The sequence below is a fragment of the Variovorax sp. CF079 genome (genome assembly GCF_900101545.1).
Taxonomy (GTDB): Bacteria; Pseudomonadota; Gammaproteobacteria; order Burkholderiales; family Burkholderiaceae_C; genus Variovorax.
The window spans coordinates 32,755-51,350 of the sequence record NZ_FMZU01000019.1 but is presented as its reverse complement, the minus strand read 5'-3'; the positions used below and the strand labels follow the sequence as shown (position 1 = coordinate 51,350).

Genomic DNA, 18,596 nt, shown 5'->3' with positions numbered 1-18,596 from the left:
CCGAAGCTGGCCCGGCTGTTGCATAGTCCGCGTTTTGACTTTGTGACGGATGGTTAACCATGGATTCCAAGCGCGTACTGATTCCTGTCGCCCTCGCGGCCTTTGTGCTGGCAGCGCCCGCACAGCAGGCAAAGACTTTCAAATGGACGAGCGCGAGCGACATTCCGACGCTCGACATCCATTCTCAGAACAACGCACTGGGCAACGGCGTGCACGCGGCCATCTACGACTCGCTGGTCTACTACAACAGCAAGACATTCAAACCCGAGCCCCAACTCGCGTCCAGCTGGAAGCTCGTGACGCCGACCCAGATGCGCTTCACCCTGCGCAGTGGCGTCAAGTTCAGCGACGGCTCGGCGCTGACGGCCGAGGACGTGGTGTATTCGCTGACCCGCGCGATGGCCAAGACTTCCAACTACGCGGTCTACGCCCAGGGCATCGACAAGGTGGTCAAGATCGATGCGAATACGGTCGATGTCCTCCTCAAGGGCCCCAATCCCGTGCTGCTGAATCAGCTGACGGAGCTTCGCATCATGAGCAAGGCCTGGGCGGAGAAGAACAAGTCGGTCGAGCCGAAGGACATCAAGACGCCTGAGGAAAGCTACGCCCACCGCAACGCCATGGGCACCGGCCCGTACATGGTCAAGGAATGGCAGCCGGACCAGCGCCTGGTTCTTGTGCAGAACCCCAACTACTGGGGCAAGAACGATACGAACGTGACAGAGGTGATCTACAGCCCGATCAAGTCCGAGGCCACGCGTGTCGCGGCGCTGCTTTCGGGCGAGATCGACTTCGTACTGGATCCGAGCCCGCAGGATCTGGGGCGCCTGCGCCAGAGCGGCAACCTGAAGGTCATCGATGGCGTCGAAAACCGCACCATCTTCTTCGGCATGGACCAGTTCCGCGACGAGTTGCCCGGCTCCAACGTGAAGGGCAAGAATCCGCTGAAGGACCAGCGCGTCCGCAAGGCGCTCTACCAGGCTATCGACAGCGCGAGCCTCAATCGCGTGACGATGCGAGGCCTGAGCCAGCCCACCGGTGCGCTGGTGGCGCCACAGGTCAACGGTTGGAGCGAAGGCGTGCACAAGCGCCATCCCTATGACGTAGAGGCCGCCAAGAAGCTGCTGGCCGATGCGGGCTACCCCAACGGCTTCGAGGTCGATTTGGCCTGCCCCAACAACCGCTACATCAACGATGAGGAAATCTGCCAGGCCGTGACCGCGATGTGGGCGCGCGTGGGCGTCAAGGCGAAGCTTCGCACGCTGCCGCTGGTAACCTATTTCCCGATGATCCAGCGCTACGAAGCCAGCATCTACATGCTGGGCTGGGGCGTGCCGACCTTCGATGCGCTCTACAGCCTGCAGTCGCTCACGCGCAGCGTGGGCAGCGGGGGCGACGGCAACTACAACGTCGGCCGCTACAGCAATCCGAAGATGGACCAGATCATCGATCGCGTGAAGACGGAAACCGATCTCCCGGTGCGCGATCGCCTGCTGACCGAGGCGCTGCAGTTGCAGAACGACGACGTATCCCACATTCCGCTGCACAACCAGATCATTCCCTGGGCCATGAAGAAGAACATCGACGTGATCCATCGCGCCGACAACCGGCTCGACTGGCGCGTCATCAAGGTGAACTGACGCGCTGCAAAGCGTTTGCTGCAGGCGCCTCGTCGCGCCTCGTTTTTGGCTCGGCTTCGAGCAAGGCGCAACCCGGGGAACCACCTCTTGGGCACGCACCTTGCTCTGCTAGCATCGTTGAACACATGCTTTGCTGAATGATTGCTTTCGTACTGCGCCGCCTGATCCAGGCCGTGATCGTCATGATCACGGTCGCCTTCTTCGCCTTCCTCCTTTTCCAGTATGTGGGCGATCCCGTGGTGTTCCTGCTCGGTCAGGACGCAACGCCCGAGCAGGTTCGCGAACTGCGTATCGGCCTCGGGCTCGACAAGCCCTTTTTCGTGCAGTTCTGGCATTTCCTCGTCAATGCCGCGCAAGGCGAATTCGGGTTGAGCCTGCGGCAAGGCAGCAAGGTCTCGCGGCTGATCGGCGAACGCTTCCCGGCCACGCTCGAACTGGCGCTGGCTGCGGCCTTCCTGGCCTTGCTGATCGGTATCCCGATGGGGGTCTATACGGCGCTGCGCCGCGGCACCTTCATGAGCCAGGTGTTCATGACGATCTCCCTGCTTGGCGTCTCGCTGCCCACCTTCCTGATCGGCATCCTGCTGATTCTTGTCTTTGCCGTGCTGCTCGGCTGGTTCCCGAGCTTCGGGCGCGGAGAAACGGTGCAGATCGGCTGGTGGAGCACAGGCCTTCTGCGAGTCGACGGCTGGCACCACATCGTGCTGCCGGCGGTCACGCTCGCCATCTTCCAGCTCACCCTGATCATGCGGCTGGTGCGCGCCGAAATGCTCGAGGTGCTGCGCACCGACTACATCAAGTTCGCACGCGCCCGCGGCCTGTCGGATCGGGTCATCCATTTCGGCCACGCGCTCAAGAACACGCTGGTGCCGGTGATGACCATCACGGGCCTCCAACTGGGCGGTCTGATCGCTTTCGCAATCATCACCGAGTCCGTCTTCCAGTGGCCCGGCATGGGGCTGCTGTTCATCCAGGCCGTGACCTTCGCCGACATTCCGGTGATGGCCGCCTACCTGTGTCTGATCGCGCTGATTTTCGTCGTCATCAACCTGGTGGTCGACCTGCTCTATTTCGTGGTCGATCCGCGCCTGCGCATCGGCCGCGCGGGAGGCCACTGATGAGCGAGGCACGTCTGCAGGCGAACGGCAGGGCGTTCGCGCACATCGCGCGCTTCTATCCGGAGATCACCGCCTTCCGGCGCGACCTGCATGCGCATCCCGAACTCGGCTTCGAGGAGGTCTACACGGCCGGCCGCGTCCAGGAAGCGCTTCGGGCCTGCGGCGTCGACGAGATCCATCCCGGCATCGGGAAGACCGGCGTGGTCGGCGTGATCCGCGGCCGGTCCACGGCCAGCCGCCGCATGATCGGCCTTCGCGCAGACATGGACGCCTTGCCGATGCGGGAGGAAAACGACTTCGCTTGGGCGTCGGCCAAGCAGGGCTTGATGCACGGCTGCGGGCATGACGGCCACACCGCCATGTTGGTCGGGGCAGCGCGCTACCTCGCCGAAACTCGCGACTTCGACGGCACCGCGATCCTGATCTTCCAGCCGGGCGAGGAGGGCTTTGCCGGCGCGCGCGCAATGATCGAAGACGGCCTGTTCGACCGTTTCCCCGTGCAGTCGGTCTATGCGATGCACAACTGGCCCGGCCTGCCGGCCGGCACGGTGGGCATCAACCGCGGCGCGATGATGGCGGCCGCCGATCGCATCACGATCGAAATCGCCGGCAAGGGCGGCCACGGCGCGCATGCCTATCTCACGGTCGATCCGGTGCTGGTGTCCGCACACATCATCACCGCGGTGCAGAGCATCGTGTCGCGCAACGTGCGCCCGATCGACGCGGCAGTGATCAGCATCTGCGCCGTCCAGGCCGGCGACCTCGGCGCCATGAGCGTGGTGCCGGGCAAGGCCATGCTGGTGGGCACCGTGCGGACCTTCAGCGCCCGGGTGCAGGCGCAGGTCGAGCAAAGGCTCGTGGAACTGTGCGCCGCGGTCGCTTCCGGCTTCGGCGCCACGGCGCAGGTGAAGTTCGAACGCATCTATCCCGCCACTATCAACACGGCGCCCGAAGCGATGTTCGCCGGCGACGTCGCGCAATCGCTGGTGGGCGCGCACAACGTCGAGCGCAACATGGAGCCCAGCATGGGCGCCGAAGATTTCTCCTTCATGTTGCAGAAGAAGGCGGGCGCCTACATGCGCATCGGGCAGGACGCCCGCGGCGGCGCTTTCCTGCACAACAGCAAATACGATTTCAACGACGAGATCCTGCCGCTCGGTGCCGCATTGCATGCCGGCCTGATCGAGCAGGGCATGCCACTGGCCGCTGCCGGCAAATCCACCAAGAACAAAGTCGCCTCGACGGCGTCCTGATCCCTTCAACCCGAGGAGTGCTTCTCATGAATCTGAAGAATCAACTGGCCGCAGCGGCCGTGCTGAGCGCCTTGAGCCTGGTGGCCAGCGCACAGACCATCCGGATCGCTAACCAAGGCGACGCGCTCTCGCTCGATCCGCATTCGCTCAACGAATCGTTGCAGCTCTCCGTCACTTCCAACGTCTACGAGACCCTGGTCGGACGCAACAAGGACCTGAGCCTGGCGCCCTTGCTGGCCACGTCCTGGAAGCAGAGCTCGCCGACTGTCTGGCGTTTCGAGCTGCGCAAGGGCGTGCAGTTCCACGACGGCACGCCGTTCACCGCCGACGACGTGGTGTTCAGCTTCCGCCGCGCCGCGGGCGAAGGCTCCGACATGAAGGCCCACGTGAGCGAGATCAAGGAAGTCCGCAAGGCGGGCGACTCCGCCATCGAGATCGAGACCATGGGAGCGTTTCCGATCCTGCCCGACGTGATCACCAATATCATGATCATGAGCAAGAAGTGGTGCGAGACCAACCAGGCGACCAACCCGGTCGATCGCCGCAAGGGCATCGAGAACACGGCCTCGTTCAAGGCCAACGGAACCGGCCCGTTCCGCGTGCGCGAGCGCCAGCCGAACGTGCGCACCGTCTTCGTTCGCAACGCAAGCTACTGGGGCAAGATCGACGGCAACGCGCAGGAGATCGTCTTCACGCCCATCGCCAACCCCGCAACGCGCGTTGCGGCGCTTGTCTCGGGCGAGGTCGACGTGATGGAGCCGGTGCCGGTTCAGGACGTGGCGCGCATCAACAGCAGCCCCAGTGCCCGCGTGATCGCGGGGCCGGAACTGCGCACCATCTTCCTGGGTATGGACCAGAAGCGCGACGAGTTGCAGTACTCCAGCGTCAAGGGCAAGAACCCGTTCAAGGACAAGCGCGTGCGCCAGGCTTTCTACGAGGCCATCGACATCAATGGCATCCAGCGCACCGTGATGCGCGGCGCTTCGCGTCCCACCGGGCTGATGGTCGGCCCCGGCGTCAACGGCTGGACCGCCGAGCAGGACAAGCGCCTGCCCTACGACACAGAGGCAGCCAAGAAGCTCCTGGCCGATGCCGGCTACCCGAACGGCTTCGAGGTCACGATGAACTGCCCGAACGACCGCTACGTGAACGACGGCCAGATCTGCCAGAGCGTGGCTGCGAGCCTGGCGCGCATCGGCGTCAAGATCAACCTCGCCACCGAAACCAAGGGCACCTACTTCCCCAAGATCCTGCGCCGCGACACCAGCTTCTACCTGCTGGGCTGGACGCCGACCACCTACGATGCCCACAACGCCTTGAGTTCGTTGACGGCCTGTCCGGACGACAAGGGCACCGGGCAGTTCAACCTCGGCGCCTACTGCAATCCGAAGCTCGACGAGGTCACCAAGAAGATCCAGTCCGAGACCGACAAGGCCAAGCGCAACGAACTGATCAAGGAGGCTTTCAAGATCCATTCGGACGACATTGGCCACCTTCCGCTGCACCAGCAGTCGCTCGCCTGGGGCGTGAGCAAGAAGGTCGAGCTCACCCAGCTGGCCGATAACTTCATGTTCTTCAAGTGGATGAGCATCAAGCCCTGAAAAAATGACGGCCCCCCCGGCTTGCCACTTCGTGTGCTTCGCCACCGCCCGAGGGGGAGGCTCGGCCGCCTTGGGGCGGCCCGGCGGCGGCCTAGTCTGCGCCCCGCGGAATTCGCTCCCACAACCCGATGAAAAAAACCTTAGCCCGCTGGCTGGACAGTGATGTCGGCCACAGCTTTCGCAGCTCGCCGGTCGCGATGCTGGCCGCCGCGATCGCCTTCGTCTGCATCTTCTGCTCGGTGTTCGCCGGCTGGGTGTCGCCGCACAACCCCTTCGACCTGGCCGCGCTCGAGCTCGGCGATGCGCGCCTGCCGCCCGCCTGGGAGTCCGAGGGCACACGCAAGTACCTGCTCGGCACCGACGACCAGGGCCGCGACATCCTTTCTGCGCTGATCTACGGTGCGCGCATCTCGCTGGTCGTCGGCCTCGTGTCGGTGATGCTCTCGGTCATCGTCGGCGTGCTGTTCGGACTCCTGGCCGGCTTCTGGGGCGGCTGGCTCGACGCCTTCCTGATGCGGGTGTGCGACGTGATGCTGTCCTTCCCGCCGATCCTGGTCGCCTTGCTGATCGCCGGCGTCGGCCGTGCCTTGTTTCCGAATGCGCACGACTCGGTGGCCTTCGGCGTCCTGATCATTTCGATCTCGCTCACCGGCTGGGTGCAGTACGCGCGCACCGTGCGCGGTTCCACGCTGGTCGAGCGCAACAAGGAATACGTGCAGGCGGCCCGCGTGACCGGCGTGTCCCCCTGGCGCATCATGGTGCGCCACGTGCTGCCGAACGTGATGGGCCCGGTGCTGGTGCTGGCGACCATCCAGGTCGCCACGGCCATCATCACCGAGGCCACGCTGTCCTTCCTGGGCGTCGGCGTACCGCCGACTTCGCCCTCGCTGGGCACGCTGATCCGCGTCGGCAACGACTACCTGTTCTCGGGCGAATGGTGGATCACCGTGTTCCCGGGCGCGATGCTGGTCCTGATCGCGCTCAGCGTGAACCTGCTGGGCGACTGGTTGCGCGACGCCCTCAACCCACGCTTGCGCTGAAGAAGGTGGAGCACCGCACATGAGCCTTCTGCAAGTCAACCATCTGGTCGTCGAATTCCCGCACCGGCGCGGCACGCTGCGCGCGCTGGACGACATCTCCTTCGAGATCGCACCCGGCGAAATCCTCGGCGTGGTCGGCGAATCCGGCGCCGGAAAATCGCTCACCGGCGCGGCCATCATCGGACTGCTCGAGCCACCGGGGCGCATCGCCAGCGGCGAGATCCGGCTCGAAGGGCAGCGCATCGACAACCTGGGCCACGAGGCCATGCGCCACATCCGCGGCCGCAAGATCGGCGCCATCTTCCAGGACCCGCTGACCTCGCTGAACCCGCTCTACACCATCGGGCGGCAATTGACGGAGACCATCCGCACCCACCTGCCCGTGAGCGAGCAAGAAGCGCGCCGGCGCGCCATCGGCCTCTTGCAGGACACCGGCATCCCGGGTGCCGAGCAGCGCATCGACCACTATCCGCACCAGTTCTCCGGCGGCATGCGCCAGCGCGTGGTGATTGCGCTCGCGCTGGCGGCCGAGCCGAAGCTGATCGTCGCCGACGAGCCCACCACCGCGCTGGACGTGTCGATCCAGGCGCAGATCATCCAGTTGCTCAAGAAGATCTGCAAGGACCGCGGCGCCGCCGTCATGCTGATCACCCACGACATGGGCGTGATCGCCGAGACCTGCGATCGCGTGGCGGTGATGTACGCCGGCCGCGTGGCCGAGATAGGACCGGTGCAGGAGGTGATCCACCAGCCCGCGCATCCCTACACCTCGGGCCTCATGGCCGCCATCCCCGACATGACGATGGACCGCGAACGCCTCAACCAGATCGACGGCGCCATGCCCCGCCTCAATGCCATCCCGCGCGGATGCGCCTACAACCCGCGTTGCCCGCGCGTCTTCGACCGCTGCCTGCAAGAGCGGCCCGACCTGCTCAACGCGGGCGCGACCCGCGCTGCCTGCTGGCTGCACGCTGCGCACAGCGCGGCGCCGATCGACGGGATTGCGGCATGAGCGCCCCGATGAGCGCACTGGTCCAGGCGAACGATCTCGCCAAGAGCTTCGACGTCTCGCCGCCCTGGCTCAACCGCGTGCTCGAACGCAAGCCGCGGGTGCTGCTCAACGCCGTCGACGGCGTGAGCTTCTCCATCGAGCGCGGCAAGACGCTCGCGCTGGTGGGCGAATCGGGCTGCGGCAAGAGCACCGTCGCGCGCCTGCTGGTGGGCCTGTACGAGCCCACCCGTGGCGGCATGCACTTCGACGGCCAGGACGCGCATGCCGCCTTCAAGACCGCCGAGGGGCGCAAGCTGCGCCGGCGCATCCAGATGATCTTCCAGGATCCCTACGCGAGCCTCAACCCGCGCTGGATCGTCGAGGACATCGTCGGCGAGCCGCTGCGCGAGCACGAAATCCTCAAGGAAGGCCCGGCGCTCAAGGCGCGCGTGGGCGAGCTGCTGCAATCGGTCGGCCTGAGCCCGCTGGACATGGTGAAGTACCCGCACCAGTTCTCCGGCGGCCAGCGCCAGCGCATCTCGATCGCGCGGGCGCTCGCCACCCAGCCCGAATTCCTGGTGTGCGACGAGCCCACCTCGGCGCTGGACGTGAGCGTGCAGGCCCAGGTGCTCAACATCATGAAGGACCTGCAGCGCGAGCGCGGCCTGACCTACCTCTTCATCTCGCATAACCTCGCGGTGGTGCGCCACGTGGCCGACCAGGTCGGCGTGATGTACCTGGGCCGGCTGGTCGAGGTGGCGGACAAGGGCAAGCTCTTCAGCGAGCCGCAGCACCCCTACACGCGCATGCTGCTGGAGGCGATTCCGAAGATGAAGCACGCCGGCGAGCGGCGCACGCCGGTGCAGGGCGAGGTGCCGAACCCGCTCAATCCGCCCACCGGCTGCACCTTCCATCCGCGCTGTCCGCATGCCAACGCGCGCTGCAAGGCCGAACGGCCGCCGCTGCAGATGCTGCGCGGCGTGCAGGTGGCCTGCCACGCCGTCGAAGAAGGCCGGATCTAGCGCCCCATTCCAGAAACACCGCGGAACCGGCTGCGCCGGGCCGCTGGTGTTGCCCCCTGCAAGGGGGTTGGCGAAGCGACACAAAGTGCGCGCAGCCTGGGGGTGTGCTCAGCTACTGCTCTTCGCTCCAGGCGAAGCCGTCGCGCGCGATCATCGCGCTCGATGCGCTCGGCCCCCAGGTGCCCGCTGCGTAAGGGCGCGGCACGCCGTCCGAGGCCCAGCTGTCGATCAGCGGCTCGACCCAGCGCCACGCCTCTTCCTGCTCGTCGCTGCGCACGAACAGGTTGAGCCGGCCGTCGATCACGTCGAGCAGCAGGCGTTCGTAGGCACCCACGCGCTCGGCGCCGAAGCGCTTGTCGAAGTCGAGGTCCAGCTGCACCGGTGCGAGCTGCGGGCCGGCACGGCGGTTGCCGTTGCGCTGGCGGTTGTCCTGCGCCTGCGCGAGCATGTGCAGCTCCAGGCCGTCCTTGGGCTGGAGGTTGATCACGAGCTTGTTGACCGCGCTGGGCGGCGCGCGAAAGATCGCATGCGGCGTCGGCCTGAAGTTGACCTCGATGCGCGCATCGCGCGAGGCCAGCCGCTTGCCGGTGCGGATGTAGAGCGGTACGCCGGCCCAGCGCCAGTTGGCGATCTCGGTGCGCAGCGCGACGAAGGTCTCGGTGCGGCTCTCGGGGTCCACGCCAGGCTCGTCGCGGTAGCCCGGCACGCGCTCGCCGTAGGCCGTGCCCGAGGTGTATTGCCCGCGGATCGCGTGCAGGCCGATCGACTCCGCAGTCCACGGCTTCAGCGCGCGCAGCACCTTCAGTTTTTCGTCGCGGATCGCGTCGGCGTGCGCATTGATCGGCGGCTCCATGCCGATCGCGCAGACCAGCTGCAGCGCGTGGTTCTGCACCATGTCGCGCAGCGCCCCGGTCTGGTCGTAGAAGGCGCCGCGCTTCTCGACGCCGAGGTCTTCGGCGATCGTGATCTGGATGTTGGCGATGTGCTCGCGGCGCCAGATCGGCTCGAACAGCGCGTTGCCGAAGCGCATCGCGAACAGGTTCTGCACCGAGGGCTTGCCCAGGTAGTGGTCGATGCGGAACACTTGGTGCTCGTCCAGCACCTTGCACACGGCCTTGTTGATGGCCCGGTTCGAGGCCAGGTCGTGGCCCAGCGGCTTTTCGAGCACGACGCGCGTCTGCGGGCCGTTGAGCCCGGCCGCGGCGATCTGCTCCACCACCTGCGTGAAGAGCGCCGGCGCCGTGGCGAGGTACATCACGACGGTGGTGGCGTCGCGGGTCTTGAGCAGATCGGCGAGCTTGGCGTAGTCCTCGGCCTTCGACAGGTCCATGCGCAGGAAGTAGAGCATGGAGGCAAATCTCTTGAACTCCTCGGGCGTCGGCCGCTTGGCGCCCTCGACCGCCTCGAAGCGCGACTGGATCAGCTCGCGATAGCCGTCGTCGGAAAGATCGTCGCGCGCGACGCCGATGATGCGGCCGTCTTCGGGCAGGCTGCCGTGCCGGAAGGCCTGGAACAAGGCCGGCATCAGCTTGCGCCACGCGAGGTCGCCGGTGCCGCCGAAGAGGACGAGGTCAAAACTCATGGGGATACATCCGTGTTGTTGCGTGAAATGCCGAGCACGAAGCTTGACCTCGAATGGTACTTGTACCGATCCGACAACGGCACCGGCGCGCTAAGCTGAAGGTCGGCCCGCGGGGCCCTTTTTTGTTTTTCGAGCGAGGTTCCCATGAAAAAGCTTTTCGCCGTCGCGGCATTGATGGGCCTGTCGGCCGCGGTGTCGGCACAGACCGTCAACGTCATCTGCTCCGTCCAGGCCGAGTGGTGCAACGTGATCTCGACGGTCTATGCGCGCACGACGGGCGTTAAGATCAACATGGCGCTCAAGGGTTCGGGTGAAGCGCTCGCGCAGCTCATCGCGGAAAAGGACAACCCCAAGACCGACATCTGGTTCGGCGGCACTGGTGATCCGCACCTGCAGGCGGCCGAACAAGGCCTTACGCTCGAATACAAATCGCCCACGCTGGCGCAGCTGCATCCCTGGGCACAGCAGCAGGCCAAGCAGTCCGGCTACAAGACCGTCGGGATCTATTCCGGGCCTCTGGGATTCGGCTACAACCCGGAACTCCTGGCCAAGAAGAAGCTGCCGGTGCCCAAGACCTGGGCCGATCTGCTCAAGCCTGAATACAAGGGCGACATCCAGGTGGCCAATCCGGCTTCCAGCGGCACCGCCTACACCATGATCGCGACGCTCGTGCAACTGATGGGCGAAGACAAGGCCTATGAATACCTCAAGGCGCTGCACAGGAACGTGGGTCAATACACGCGCTCGGGCACTGGTCCCATCAAGGCCGTGGCGCGCGGTGAAACGGCGGTCTCCATCAGCTTCGTGCATGATGGCCCCGGCGAGAAGATGCAGGGCTTTCCAGTGGAAACCATCACCCCGTCCGATGGCACCGGCGCCGAGATCGGCTCGATGAGCATCATCAAGGGCTCGCGAAACCTCGATGCCGCCAAGAAGTTCTACGAATGGGCGCTGACGCCTTCCGCGCAGGAGCTCGGCGCCGCGAACAAGCAGTTTCAGTTGCCGAGCAACATGAACGCGAAGCTCGACCCGCGGATTCCTGACTTCAAGAAGATCAAGTTCATCGACTACGACTATGCGAAGTACGGCGCGAGCGCCGAGCGCCGGCGCCTAATAGCGCGCTGGGAAAAGGACGTCAACTCGCTGCCGCGCTAGCGTGCAGTCCGCTTCCACGGCGGGGCGCCGGCCGAACGAGCCCATCTGGGCATGCATTGCGGTGGGGTTGGTCGGCTACCTTGCGTTGCCTTGGTACGCGATCCAGGACACCGCTTGGTACGAGGCCCTTGGGCAGATCTTCGGCCAAGCCGAGGGCGCGAACGGTGTGATGCATGCCTGGCTGCAGGGCCGCAGCTGGCTCCTTGTTGGCCTCTTCGGGCTCGGCGTGTGCGTCTTGGGCGGCTTGCTGCGTCCCGGCCGAGCCCAGGGCCGTTTGCTGATCGTGGGCGGGTTCGCGGGTGCGGTCGGCTTGGTGGCGAGTGGCTTTTTGATCGGCGCGCGCGGCTGGAGCTTCGCCGCCCTCAACACCTACCTTGGTGAGCTGCCGATCAACCAGTTCGGCATCGGCGCGGGCGGCTTCATCGCCTTGGCGGCGCTGGTAATGCTTTTCGCCTTCGGGCTGGCGCGGCTGGGATTCTTCAAGGGCGATCTGTTCGTCTCGGCGTCGGTAATCGGCTGCGGCGTGCTGATGGCGCTCTTCATCGCGTACCCCGTGAGCAAGGCGCTTGCAGGCGCTTTCTTCGACGAAGACGGCCGCTGGTCGCTGGCCGCATTCGGCGCTCGCATCGGCACCGAGCGCGTCTGGGGGTTGAACTGCCTCTCCGGCGGCGTGCGCTGCGGCGTGGCGTGGAACACGCTGGTCCTTGCGCTGCTCACTGCCGCCGGCACCACTCTTCTCGGGACCTTGATGGCGTTGATGGCCGAGCGCGGCGGCAAGCGCTGGCAGGGTCCGTTGCGCGTGCTGGCCCTGCTGCCCATCATCACGCCGCCCTTCGTCGTCGGGCTCGGCCTGATCCTGTTGTTCGGTCGTGCAGGTGTCGTGAATCAGGTGCTCGAGAGCAGCTTCGGCATCGAGCCGACGCGCTGGTTCTACGGCATGCCGGGCGTGCTCGTGGCCCAGCTGTTTGCCTTCACCCCGATCGCATTCATGATCATGCGGGGCGTGGTGCAGGGCGTGGCGCCGAGCCTGGAAGAGGCCGCGCAGATGCTGCGCGCCAACCGCCGGCGCACCTTCTTCACCGTCACGCTGCCTTTGCTCAAGCCGGGACTGGCCAACGCATTTCTCGTGGGTTTCATCGAGAGCATTGCGGATTTCGGCAACCCGGTGGTGGTGGGCGGGCAATTCTCGGTGCTGTCGACCGACATTTTCTTCGCGATCGTCGGCGCACAGTATGACCAGGGCCGCGCCGCCTCGCTGGCCTGGGTACTCACGATCTTCGCGCTCGGCGTGTTCGCGATCCAGCGAGGCGTGCTCGGCAAGCAGAACTACACCACCGTGAGCGGCAAGGGCGACGCCGGGATCGCCATGGCACTGCCCGATGGCGTGCGTCGCACGATCTATTGCATCGCGCTGCCGTGGATCGCTTTCACGGTGGTCGTCTACCTGTTCGCCTTCGCGGGCGGCTTCGTCCAGACCTGGGGGCGCGACTACACCCTCACGCTCGTTCACTTCAAGACCGCGTTTGCGCTGGAGTGGGGGCAGTTCGGTCTCGTCTGGGCAGGTACGGCCTGGAACTCGTTGCTCACGACGCTCAAGCTCGCGGGCATCTCGGCGCCGTTGACGGCGGGCCTTGGACTGCTGATCGCATGGCTGCTGGCACGCAACGAATTCCGGGGACAGGGTGCCTTCGAGTTCGCAGCCTTGCTCGCTTTCGCCATTCCGGGCACGGTGCTCGGCGTGAGCTACATTCTCGCCTTCAACGTGCCGCCGCTCGAGCTGACCGGCACCGGTCTCATCATCGTGCTGTGCTTCATGTTCAGGAACCTTCCCGTCGGCGTGCGTGCGGGCACGGCGGCTTTCAAGCAGCTCGATCGCTCGCTCGACGAGGCGTCGCTGATGCTGCGCGCGTCCACGTCGCAGACCCTCTTCAAGGTCGTGCTGCCGCTGTTGAAGCCGGCGCTGGTTGCTGCGCTGATTTACAGCTTCGTCCGCGCGATGACGACCGTGAGCGCGGTCATCTTCCTCGTCACGGCCGAGAACGAACTCGCCACCACGTACATCATCGGCCGCGTCGGCAACGGCGATTACGGCATTGCCCTGGCCTACTGCACGGTGCTGATGATCCTGATGTCGCTCGCGATTGCGCTCGTGCAGTTCGTCGTCGGCGAGCGCAAACTGGGGCGGCGCAAGGCCGGCGCGCCGACCATCGCGGTCGCGGCGCCTTGAACACGGACCGACACATGAGCAACGGCATCGAACTCCACAACGTCACCAAGCGCTATGGCAGCGACGCGAACGCGCCGCTCGCCGTGAAGGGCATCAGCTTCGAAGTGCCCGAAGGCACCCTGACCACCATCCTCGGCCCCTCCGGCTGCGGCAAGACGACGACTCTGCGCATGATCGCCGGGCTGGAGTCGCCGAGTTTCGGCTCGATCATCATGGGCGGCCGCGATGTCACCACGCTCGGTCCGGCCGATCGGAATGTGAGCATGATGTTCCAGAGCTACGCGCTGTTCCCTCACATGAACGTGATCGAGAACGTGAGCTACGGCCTGAAGATGAGCGGCGTAAGGAAAAACGAGGCGATGGCGCGCGCACGTGACGCGCTCAAGGGAGTCGGCCTGGTCGGTTTCGACGAACGGCTGCCGAGCGAGCTTTCCGGCGGCCAGCAGCAGCGCGTGGCGCTCGCGCGTGCGCTGGTGCTGGAACCCGCGGTGCTGCTTTTCGACGAACCCTTGTCGAACCTCGACGCGCGGCTGCGGCGCGAGATGCGCGAGGAAATTCGCAGCCTGCAGCAGCGGCTCGGCTTGACGGTCGCTTATGTCACGCACGACCAGAGCGAGGCCCTCGCGGTCAGCGACCAGATCATCGTGATGGATCATGGCGTGATCGCGCAGCGCGGCACCCCCCAGCAGCTTTACGGCCATCCGGAAAGCGAGTTCGTGGCTGGTTTCATGGGCGAGGCCATGGTGTTTCCCGCCGTGGCACAGCCCGAAGGCCGCGTCGAGCTCGGGCCGCTGACGCTGCCATTGCGCTATGACATCGCGCCGGGCGTCGTGAAGGTCGCCGTCAGGCCCGAAGCGTGGCAGATCGGCGCTGCCGTCGGCCTGCCTGCGACCTTGCGCAAGGCTGCCTATCTGGGCAGCGTCTACGAATACGCCTTCGACACTGCGCTCGGTTCTGTGTTCGTGGTTTCCGCGGATCTGTCCCGTCCGCTGACCGCCGGCGCCCAGACGACGCTGTCCCTCGCCATGCATGGCGTTTCCGTCGTACCGGCCGCCGCATGAACGTGGTCTTCGATCTGGGCGCTGTATTACTGACCTGGGAGCCGGTGCTGCTCGTCCAGTCCCAGTTCATGCGTCACGCGCCCACCGCCGAAGCCGCACATGCGCTCGCGCGCGAGATGTTCCACCACGAGGACTGGCTGGGTTTCGACCGCGGCACGCACAGCCTCGACGACGCCATCGGGCGGATGGCGCTGCGGCTTTCGCTGCCGGTCGGCCGGCTCAACGAGGCGCTGGCGCCCATGGGCGAGCGCCTGGAGCCGATTGCTGTCACCATCGATCTGCTCGACGGGCTGCGTGCGCGCCGCGATGCGGGGGAGGACCTGCGGCTCTACTACCTCTCCAACATGCCGGTGCCCTATGCGCGCGTGCTCGAAGAGCGCCACGCCTTTTTCCGTTGGTTTGACGGCGGCATCTTTTCAGGCGACGTGCGCATGATCAAGCCGCAGCGCGAGATCTACGAGCTGCTGACCGCGCGCTACCGCCTGGCGGCTGCGGACACCGTCTTCATCGACGACTCGCTGGCCAATGTGGTGGCGGCGCGCGAACTCGGGTGGCAGGCCATCCATTGCGAGCGGCCCAGCGCCTTGCCGGCGCAGCTCGCGGCCTACCTGCCGGTCAACTCGACCTTGTCGACGTCGAAGCCCAGCGAGCGCGCGTAGTCGAGCTCGGCATCGAGCGCGGCGTCGTCCAGCCGCGGCGCACGCGACAGCACCCAGAGGTACTTGCGGTCCGGCGTACCGACCAGCGCCACCTGGTAGTCGCGGTCGAGCTTCAGGATCCAGTAGTCGCCCCAGACTGCGGGCAGCCAGCCGAGCCATTCAGGCGCGAAGCGCACTTCGAGGCGGCCTGCGCCCGGCTGGCCGGCAACCGGTGCCACGCGCGCCACGCCGACCGCTTCGTCGAAGCTGCCGTCGTCCAGGATGCAGCGGTTGCGAACCTCCATCTGGCCATCACCCAGCAGCGTGTACTCGGCCGTGGCCGGGCCCGCGCACTGCTTCTGGAAGCGGTTGGGCAGGCGGGCCTGTTCGTGCCACAGGCCGGCGTAACGCTGCAGGTCGACTGGCGCCACCACCTGGAGCGGCGCGCGCATCAGCGGCGCGCCATCGGCGGGGCCGCCCACGCGTTCGGTGCGGGTCGCCCGGGCGGTCGCGAGCGCAAGCAGGATCAGCACACCGCCCACGCAAAAAGCCGTGGCCAGCGTGCCGATCGACGCGCTGTGCGCGCGGTCATCGAACGCAGCGGCTGATGGCGACGCATGGTGGTGTCTGCGAAAAGGCATGGGAATTCCTCCGGAGGCGATCAGCGAAGGCTAGTCGCGGGTCTCGCCCGGCCCCGTCAGCCGAGGACCACACGGACTGTAGTTTTGCGGCGGGATAATGGCCGCATGAACCAACTCGATGCCCTCCGTCAATGGACCACCGTGGTGGCCGACACCGGCGATTTCCGCCAGCTGGCGCAGTTCAAGCCCCGGGACGCCACCACCAACCCCTCGCTGATCCTCAAGGCCGTGCAGAAGGCCGAGTACCGGCCGCTACTCGACGAAGCGGTGAAGAAGCACGGCAGCCTGCCCGTCGACGAGGTGATCGACCGGATGCTGGTGCGCTTCGGCACCGAGATCCTCTCCCTCATCCCGGGCCGCGTCTCGACCGAGGTCGATGCGCGCCTGAGCTTCGACACGGCCGCCACCATCGAACGCGCCGAGCGCATCGTGGCGCTCTACCGGGCCGAGGACATCGAGGTCGAGAAGCGCGTGCTGATCAAGATCGCCGCCACCTGGGAAGGCATCGAGGCCGCGCGCCGGCTCGAAGAGAAGGGCATCCACACCAACCTGACCTTGCTGTTTTCGTTCGCACAGGCGGTGGCCTGCGGCGCGGCGGGCGTCAAGCTGATCTCGCCCTTCGTCGGGCGCATCTACGACTGGCACAAGAAAGCGGCCGGCGGCAGCTGGGACGAAGCGGCGCGTTCGGGCGCCAACGATCCGGGCGTGCAATCGGTGCGCCAGATCTTCGATTACTACAAGAAGCACGGCATCGCGACCGAGGTGATGGGCGCGAGCTTCCGCAACGTGGGGCAGATCGCCGCACTCGCAGGCTGCGACCTCCTGACCATCAGCCCCGAGTTGCTGGCCGAGCTCGCGGCCAGTGAAGCGCCGCTCGCGCATGCGCTCGACGCCGAGGCCGCCAAGGCGCTCGACATTCCCCAGCTCAGGCTCGACGAGCCGGCCTTCCGCTTCGCCCTCAACGAGGACGCCATGGCCACCGAGAAGCTGGCCGAAGGCATTCGCGCCTTCGCGGCCGATGCGGTGAAGCTGGAGAAACTGATGGAGGAGGTCGCATGACGATGAAGACGCGTTGCGATCGCACGGTGGCCTGGGGCCGGCTGCAGGCGCATTACGACGCTGGCGGCCGCGACTTCGACCTGCGGCAGGCCTTTGCCGCCGACCCGCAGCGTTTCGGCGCGTTCAGCCAATCGGCGCCCCATCTCTTCGCCGACCTGTCGAAGAACCTGATCGACGCGAAGACCGAAGAACTGCTGCTGGCGCTTGCGCAGGAGGCTGGACTGGAAGCGCACCGCGACGCGATGTTCGCCGGCGCGCACATCAATGCGACCGAAGACCGTGCCGTACTCCACACCCTGCTGAGAAGTCCCGCCTCCGCACCGGCGCCCGAGCAGCTCGCCGGCGCGCTGGCCGATGTCCATGCCACGCTGGCCGCGATGCTGGCCTACGCCGAAGCGGTCCGCGCCGACCACACGATCACCGACGTGGTCAACATCGGCATCGGCGGCTCCGATCTCGGCCCGCAGATGGCGGTGCGCGCCCTCGACCAGTTCGTGGCGCCGGGCAAGCGCTTCCATTTCGTCTCCAACGTGGACGGCCACGAACTCGCGCGTGTGCTGCGCGACCTGGCGCCCGAGCACACGCTGTTCCTCGTCGCCTCGAAGACCTTCACCACGGCCGAGACCATGGCCAACGCGCAGTCGGCCAAGCGCTGGTTCGAGCAGTCGGGCAGCGTCGACATCGCGCGTCATTTCGCGGCGCTCACCACCAACGTCGAGGCCGCGCGCGCCTTCGGCATCGAGACGACTTTCGGCTTCTGGGACTGGGTCGGCGGGCGCTATTCGCTGTGGTCGGCCATCGGGCTGCCGATCGCGCTGGCGATCGGCGCCGACGGCTTCCGCCGCCTGCTGGCCGGGGCCCACGCAATGGACGAGCATTTCCGCACCGCCCCGCTGGCGCAGAACCTGCCGGTGCGTCTCGGCCTGCTCGATGTCTGGTACCGCAACTTCCACCGCTTCGCAAGCCGCAGCATCGCGCCCTACCACAGCGCGCTGCAGCGGCTGCCGGCCTACCTGCAGCAGCTCGAGATGGAAAGCAACGGCAAGCGTGTCGATGCCGGCGGCCAGGCGTTGCCCTTCGGCACCTCGCCCGTGCTGTGGGGCGAGCCCGGCACCAACGGGCAGCACGCCTATTTCCAGATGCTGCACCAGGGCACGGACGTGATCCCGCTGGAATTCATCGCCGTGCGCGATGCGGCGCACGAGCTCGAGGGCCATCATCCCAAGCTGCTGGCCAATGCACTGGCGCAGGCGCAGGCGCTCATGGTGGGGCAGCGCGACGAGGGCGGGCATCGCAATTTCCCGGGCAATCGGCCGAGCAGCTTCTTCGTCTTCGACCAGCTCGCGCCCGAGGCACTCGGCGCCTTCCTCGCACTCTACGAGCACCGGGTGTTCACCAGCGGCGCGCTTTGGGGCATCAACAGCTTCGACCAATGGGGCGTCGAGCTCGGCAAGGTGCTGGCGCGGGACATCGAACCCCGCCTGGCCTCGGGCGACACGCAGGGTCTGGACGCCTCCACGGCCGGCTTGCTCGCCCGCCTGCGCTAGCGAAGAAGGTCACCAAAGCCG

General features: G+C 66.2%; 15 protein-coding genes. 13 read left to right on the top strand and 2 right to left on the bottom strand.

What is annotated here, in order from left to right:
- Nucleotides 1-59: 59 nt before the first annotated feature.
- From BLS74_RS23950 to BLS74_RS23920, 7 genes are all read left to right on the top strand, one after another.
- The gene (locus BLS74_RS23950) at nt 60-1,640 is read left to right on the top strand and encodes an ABC transporter substrate-binding protein (protein ID WP_093109655.1); all 1,581 of its coding nucleotides are present in this window, start codon (nt 60-62) and stop codon (nt 1,638-1,640) included.
- A gap of 137 nt (nt 1,641-1,777) precedes the next feature.
- Complete coding sequence (locus BLS74_RS23945; RefSeq protein WP_093109654.1) at nt 1,778-2,758, top strand: ABC transporter permease; 981 nt, start codon at nt 1,778-1,780, stop codon at nt 2,756-2,758.
- The gene (locus BLS74_RS23940) at nt 2,758-4,011 is read left to right on the top strand and encodes a M20 aminoacylase family protein (RefSeq protein ID WP_093109653.1); all 1,254 of its coding nucleotides are present in this window, start codon (nt 2,758-2,760) and stop codon (nt 4,009-4,011) included. Before BLS74_RS23945 ends, BLS74_RS23940 begins: the two co-directional genes overlap by 1 nt.
- A gap of 26 nt (nt 4,012-4,037) precedes the next feature.
- On the top strand, nt 4,038-5,612 hold the full coding sequence (locus BLS74_RS23935; protein ID WP_093109652.1) for an ABC transporter substrate-binding protein: 1,575 nt from the start codon (nt 4,038-4,040) through the stop codon (nt 5,610-5,612).
- Between the two features lie 128 nt (nt 5,613-5,740).
- The gene (locus BLS74_RS23930) at nt 5,741-6,652 is read left to right on the top strand and encodes an ABC transporter permease (protein ID WP_093109651.1); all 912 of its coding nucleotides are present in this window, start codon (nt 5,741-5,743) and stop codon (nt 6,650-6,652) included.
- Nucleotides 6,653-6,671: 19 nt separating this feature from the next.
- Nucleotides 6,672-7,664, top strand: coding sequence for an ABC transporter ATP-binding protein (locus BLS74_RS23925; RefSeq protein ID WP_093109650.1), 993 nt, complete (start codon nt 6,672-6,674; stop codon nt 7,662-7,664).
- Entirely contained in the window at nt 7,661-8,665 is a 1,005-nt protein-coding gene (locus BLS74_RS23920; protein ID WP_093109649.1) for an ABC transporter ATP-binding protein, read from the top strand. The genes BLS74_RS23925 and BLS74_RS23920 overlap by 4 nt, the downstream gene beginning before the upstream one ends.
- Before the next feature lie 112 nt (nt 8,666-8,777).
- On the opposite strand, the gene zwf is transcribed toward BLS74_RS23920, so the two are convergent.
- The gene (zwf, locus tag BLS74_RS23910; RefSeq protein ID WP_093109648.1) at nt 8,778-10,247 is read right to left on the bottom strand and encodes a glucose-6-phosphate dehydrogenase; all 1,470 of its coding nucleotides are present in this window, start codon (nt 10,245-10,247) and stop codon (nt 8,778-8,780) included.
- A 144-nt stretch (nt 10,248-10,391) separates the two neighbouring features.
- On the opposite strand from zwf, the gene BLS74_RS23905 reads away from it, so the two are divergent.
- The 4 genes from BLS74_RS23905 to BLS74_RS23890 are packed head-to-tail and all read left to right on the top strand — an operon-like array spanning nt 10,392 to nt 15,349.
- Complete coding sequence (locus tag BLS74_RS23905) at nt 10,392-11,402, top strand: ABC transporter substrate-binding protein (protein ID WP_093109647.1); 1,011 nt, start codon at nt 10,392-10,394, stop codon at nt 11,400-11,402.
- 1 nt (nt 11,403) lies between these two features.
- On the top strand, nt 11,404-13,629 hold the full coding sequence (locus tag BLS74_RS23900) for an ABC transporter permease (RefSeq protein WP_093109646.1): 2,226 nt from the start codon (nt 11,404-11,406) through the stop codon (nt 13,627-13,629).
- 14 nt (nt 13,630-13,643) lie between these two features.
- Complete coding sequence (locus BLS74_RS23895) at nt 13,644-14,690, top strand: ABC transporter ATP-binding protein (RefSeq protein ID WP_093109645.1); 1,047 nt, start codon at nt 13,644-13,646, stop codon at nt 14,688-14,690.
- A complete protein-coding gene (locus BLS74_RS23890) occupies nt 14,687-15,349 on the top strand; it encodes an HAD family hydrolase (RefSeq protein ID WP_093109644.1) in 663 nt (220 codons plus the stop codon). The genes BLS74_RS23895 and BLS74_RS23890 overlap by 4 nt, the downstream gene beginning before the upstream one ends.
- Here the strand turns inward: BLS74_RS23890 and BLS74_RS23885 are convergent.
- Nucleotides 15,295-15,969 (bottom strand): lipocalin family protein, encoded by a 675-nt coding sequence (locus tag BLS74_RS23885; protein WP_093109643.1) that lies wholly within the window; start codon nt 15,967-15,969, stop codon nt 15,295-15,297. The genes BLS74_RS23890 and BLS74_RS23885 overlap by 55 nt on opposite strands.
- 105 nt (nt 15,970-16,074) lie before the next feature.
- Between BLS74_RS23885 and tal the strand changes: the two genes are divergently transcribed.
- Together tal and pgi are read left to right on the top strand one after the other, a co-directional pair.
- Entirely contained in the window at nt 16,075-17,028 is a 954-nt protein-coding gene (gene tal, locus BLS74_RS23880; RefSeq protein ID WP_093109642.1) for a transaldolase, read from the top strand.
- The gene (pgi, locus tag BLS74_RS23875) at nt 17,025-18,575 is read left to right on the top strand and encodes a glucose-6-phosphate isomerase (protein WP_093109641.1); all 1,551 of its coding nucleotides are present in this window, start codon (nt 17,025-17,027) and stop codon (nt 18,573-18,575) included. The genes tal and pgi overlap by 4 nt, the downstream gene beginning before the upstream one ends.
- Nucleotides 18,576-18,596 lie beyond the last annotated feature (21 nt).

Coding starts and splice junctions, on each gene's coding strand:
- BLS74_RS23930 (WP_093109651.1), top strand. CDS start 5,741: ATGAAAAAAACCTTAGCCCGCTGGCTGGACAGTGATGTCGGCCACAGC.
- BLS74_RS23905 (WP_093109647.1), top strand. CDS start 10,392: ATGAAAAAGCTTTTCGCCGTCGCGGCATTGATGGGCCTGTCGGCCGCG.
- BLS74_RS23940 (WP_093109653.1), top strand. CDS start 2,758: ATGAGCGAGGCACGTCTGCAGGCGAACGGCAGGGCGTTCGCGCACATC.
- tal (WP_093109642.1), top strand. CDS start 16,075: ATGAACCAACTCGATGCCCTCCGTCAATGGACCACCGTGGTGGCCGAC.
- BLS74_RS23890 (WP_093109644.1), top strand. CDS start 14,687: ATGAACGTGGTCTTCGATCTGGGCGCTGTATTACTGACCTGGGAGCCG.
- BLS74_RS23925 (WP_093109650.1), top strand. CDS start 6,672: ATGAGCCTTCTGCAAGTCAACCATCTGGTCGTCGAATTCCCGCACCGG.
- BLS74_RS23950 (WP_093109655.1), top strand. CDS start 60: ATGGATTCCAAGCGCGTACTGATTCCTGTCGCCCTCGCGGCCTTTGTG.
- BLS74_RS23895 (WP_093109645.1), top strand. CDS start 13,644: ATGAGCAACGGCATCGAACTCCACAACGTCACCAAGCGCTATGGCAGC.
- BLS74_RS23935 (WP_093109652.1), top strand. CDS start 4,038: ATGAATCTGAAGAATCAACTGGCCGCAGCGGCCGTGCTGAGCGCCTTG.
- BLS74_RS23885 (WP_093109643.1), bottom strand. CDS start 15,969: ATGCCTTTTCGCAGACACCACCATGCGTCGCCATCAGCCGCTGCGTTC.
- pgi (WP_093109641.1), top strand. CDS start 17,025: ATGACGATGAAGACGCGTTGCGATCGCACGGTGGCCTGGGGCCGGCTG.
- BLS74_RS23945 (WP_093109654.1), top strand. CDS start 1,778: ATGATTGCTTTCGTACTGCGCCGCCTGATCCAGGCCGTGATCGTCATG.
- zwf (WP_093109648.1), bottom strand. CDS start 10,247: ATGAGTTTTGACCTCGTCCTCTTCGGCGGCACCGGCGACCTCGCGTGG.
- BLS74_RS23920 (WP_093109649.1), top strand. CDS start 7,661: ATGAGCGCCCCGATGAGCGCACTGGTCCAGGCGAACGATCTCGCCAAG.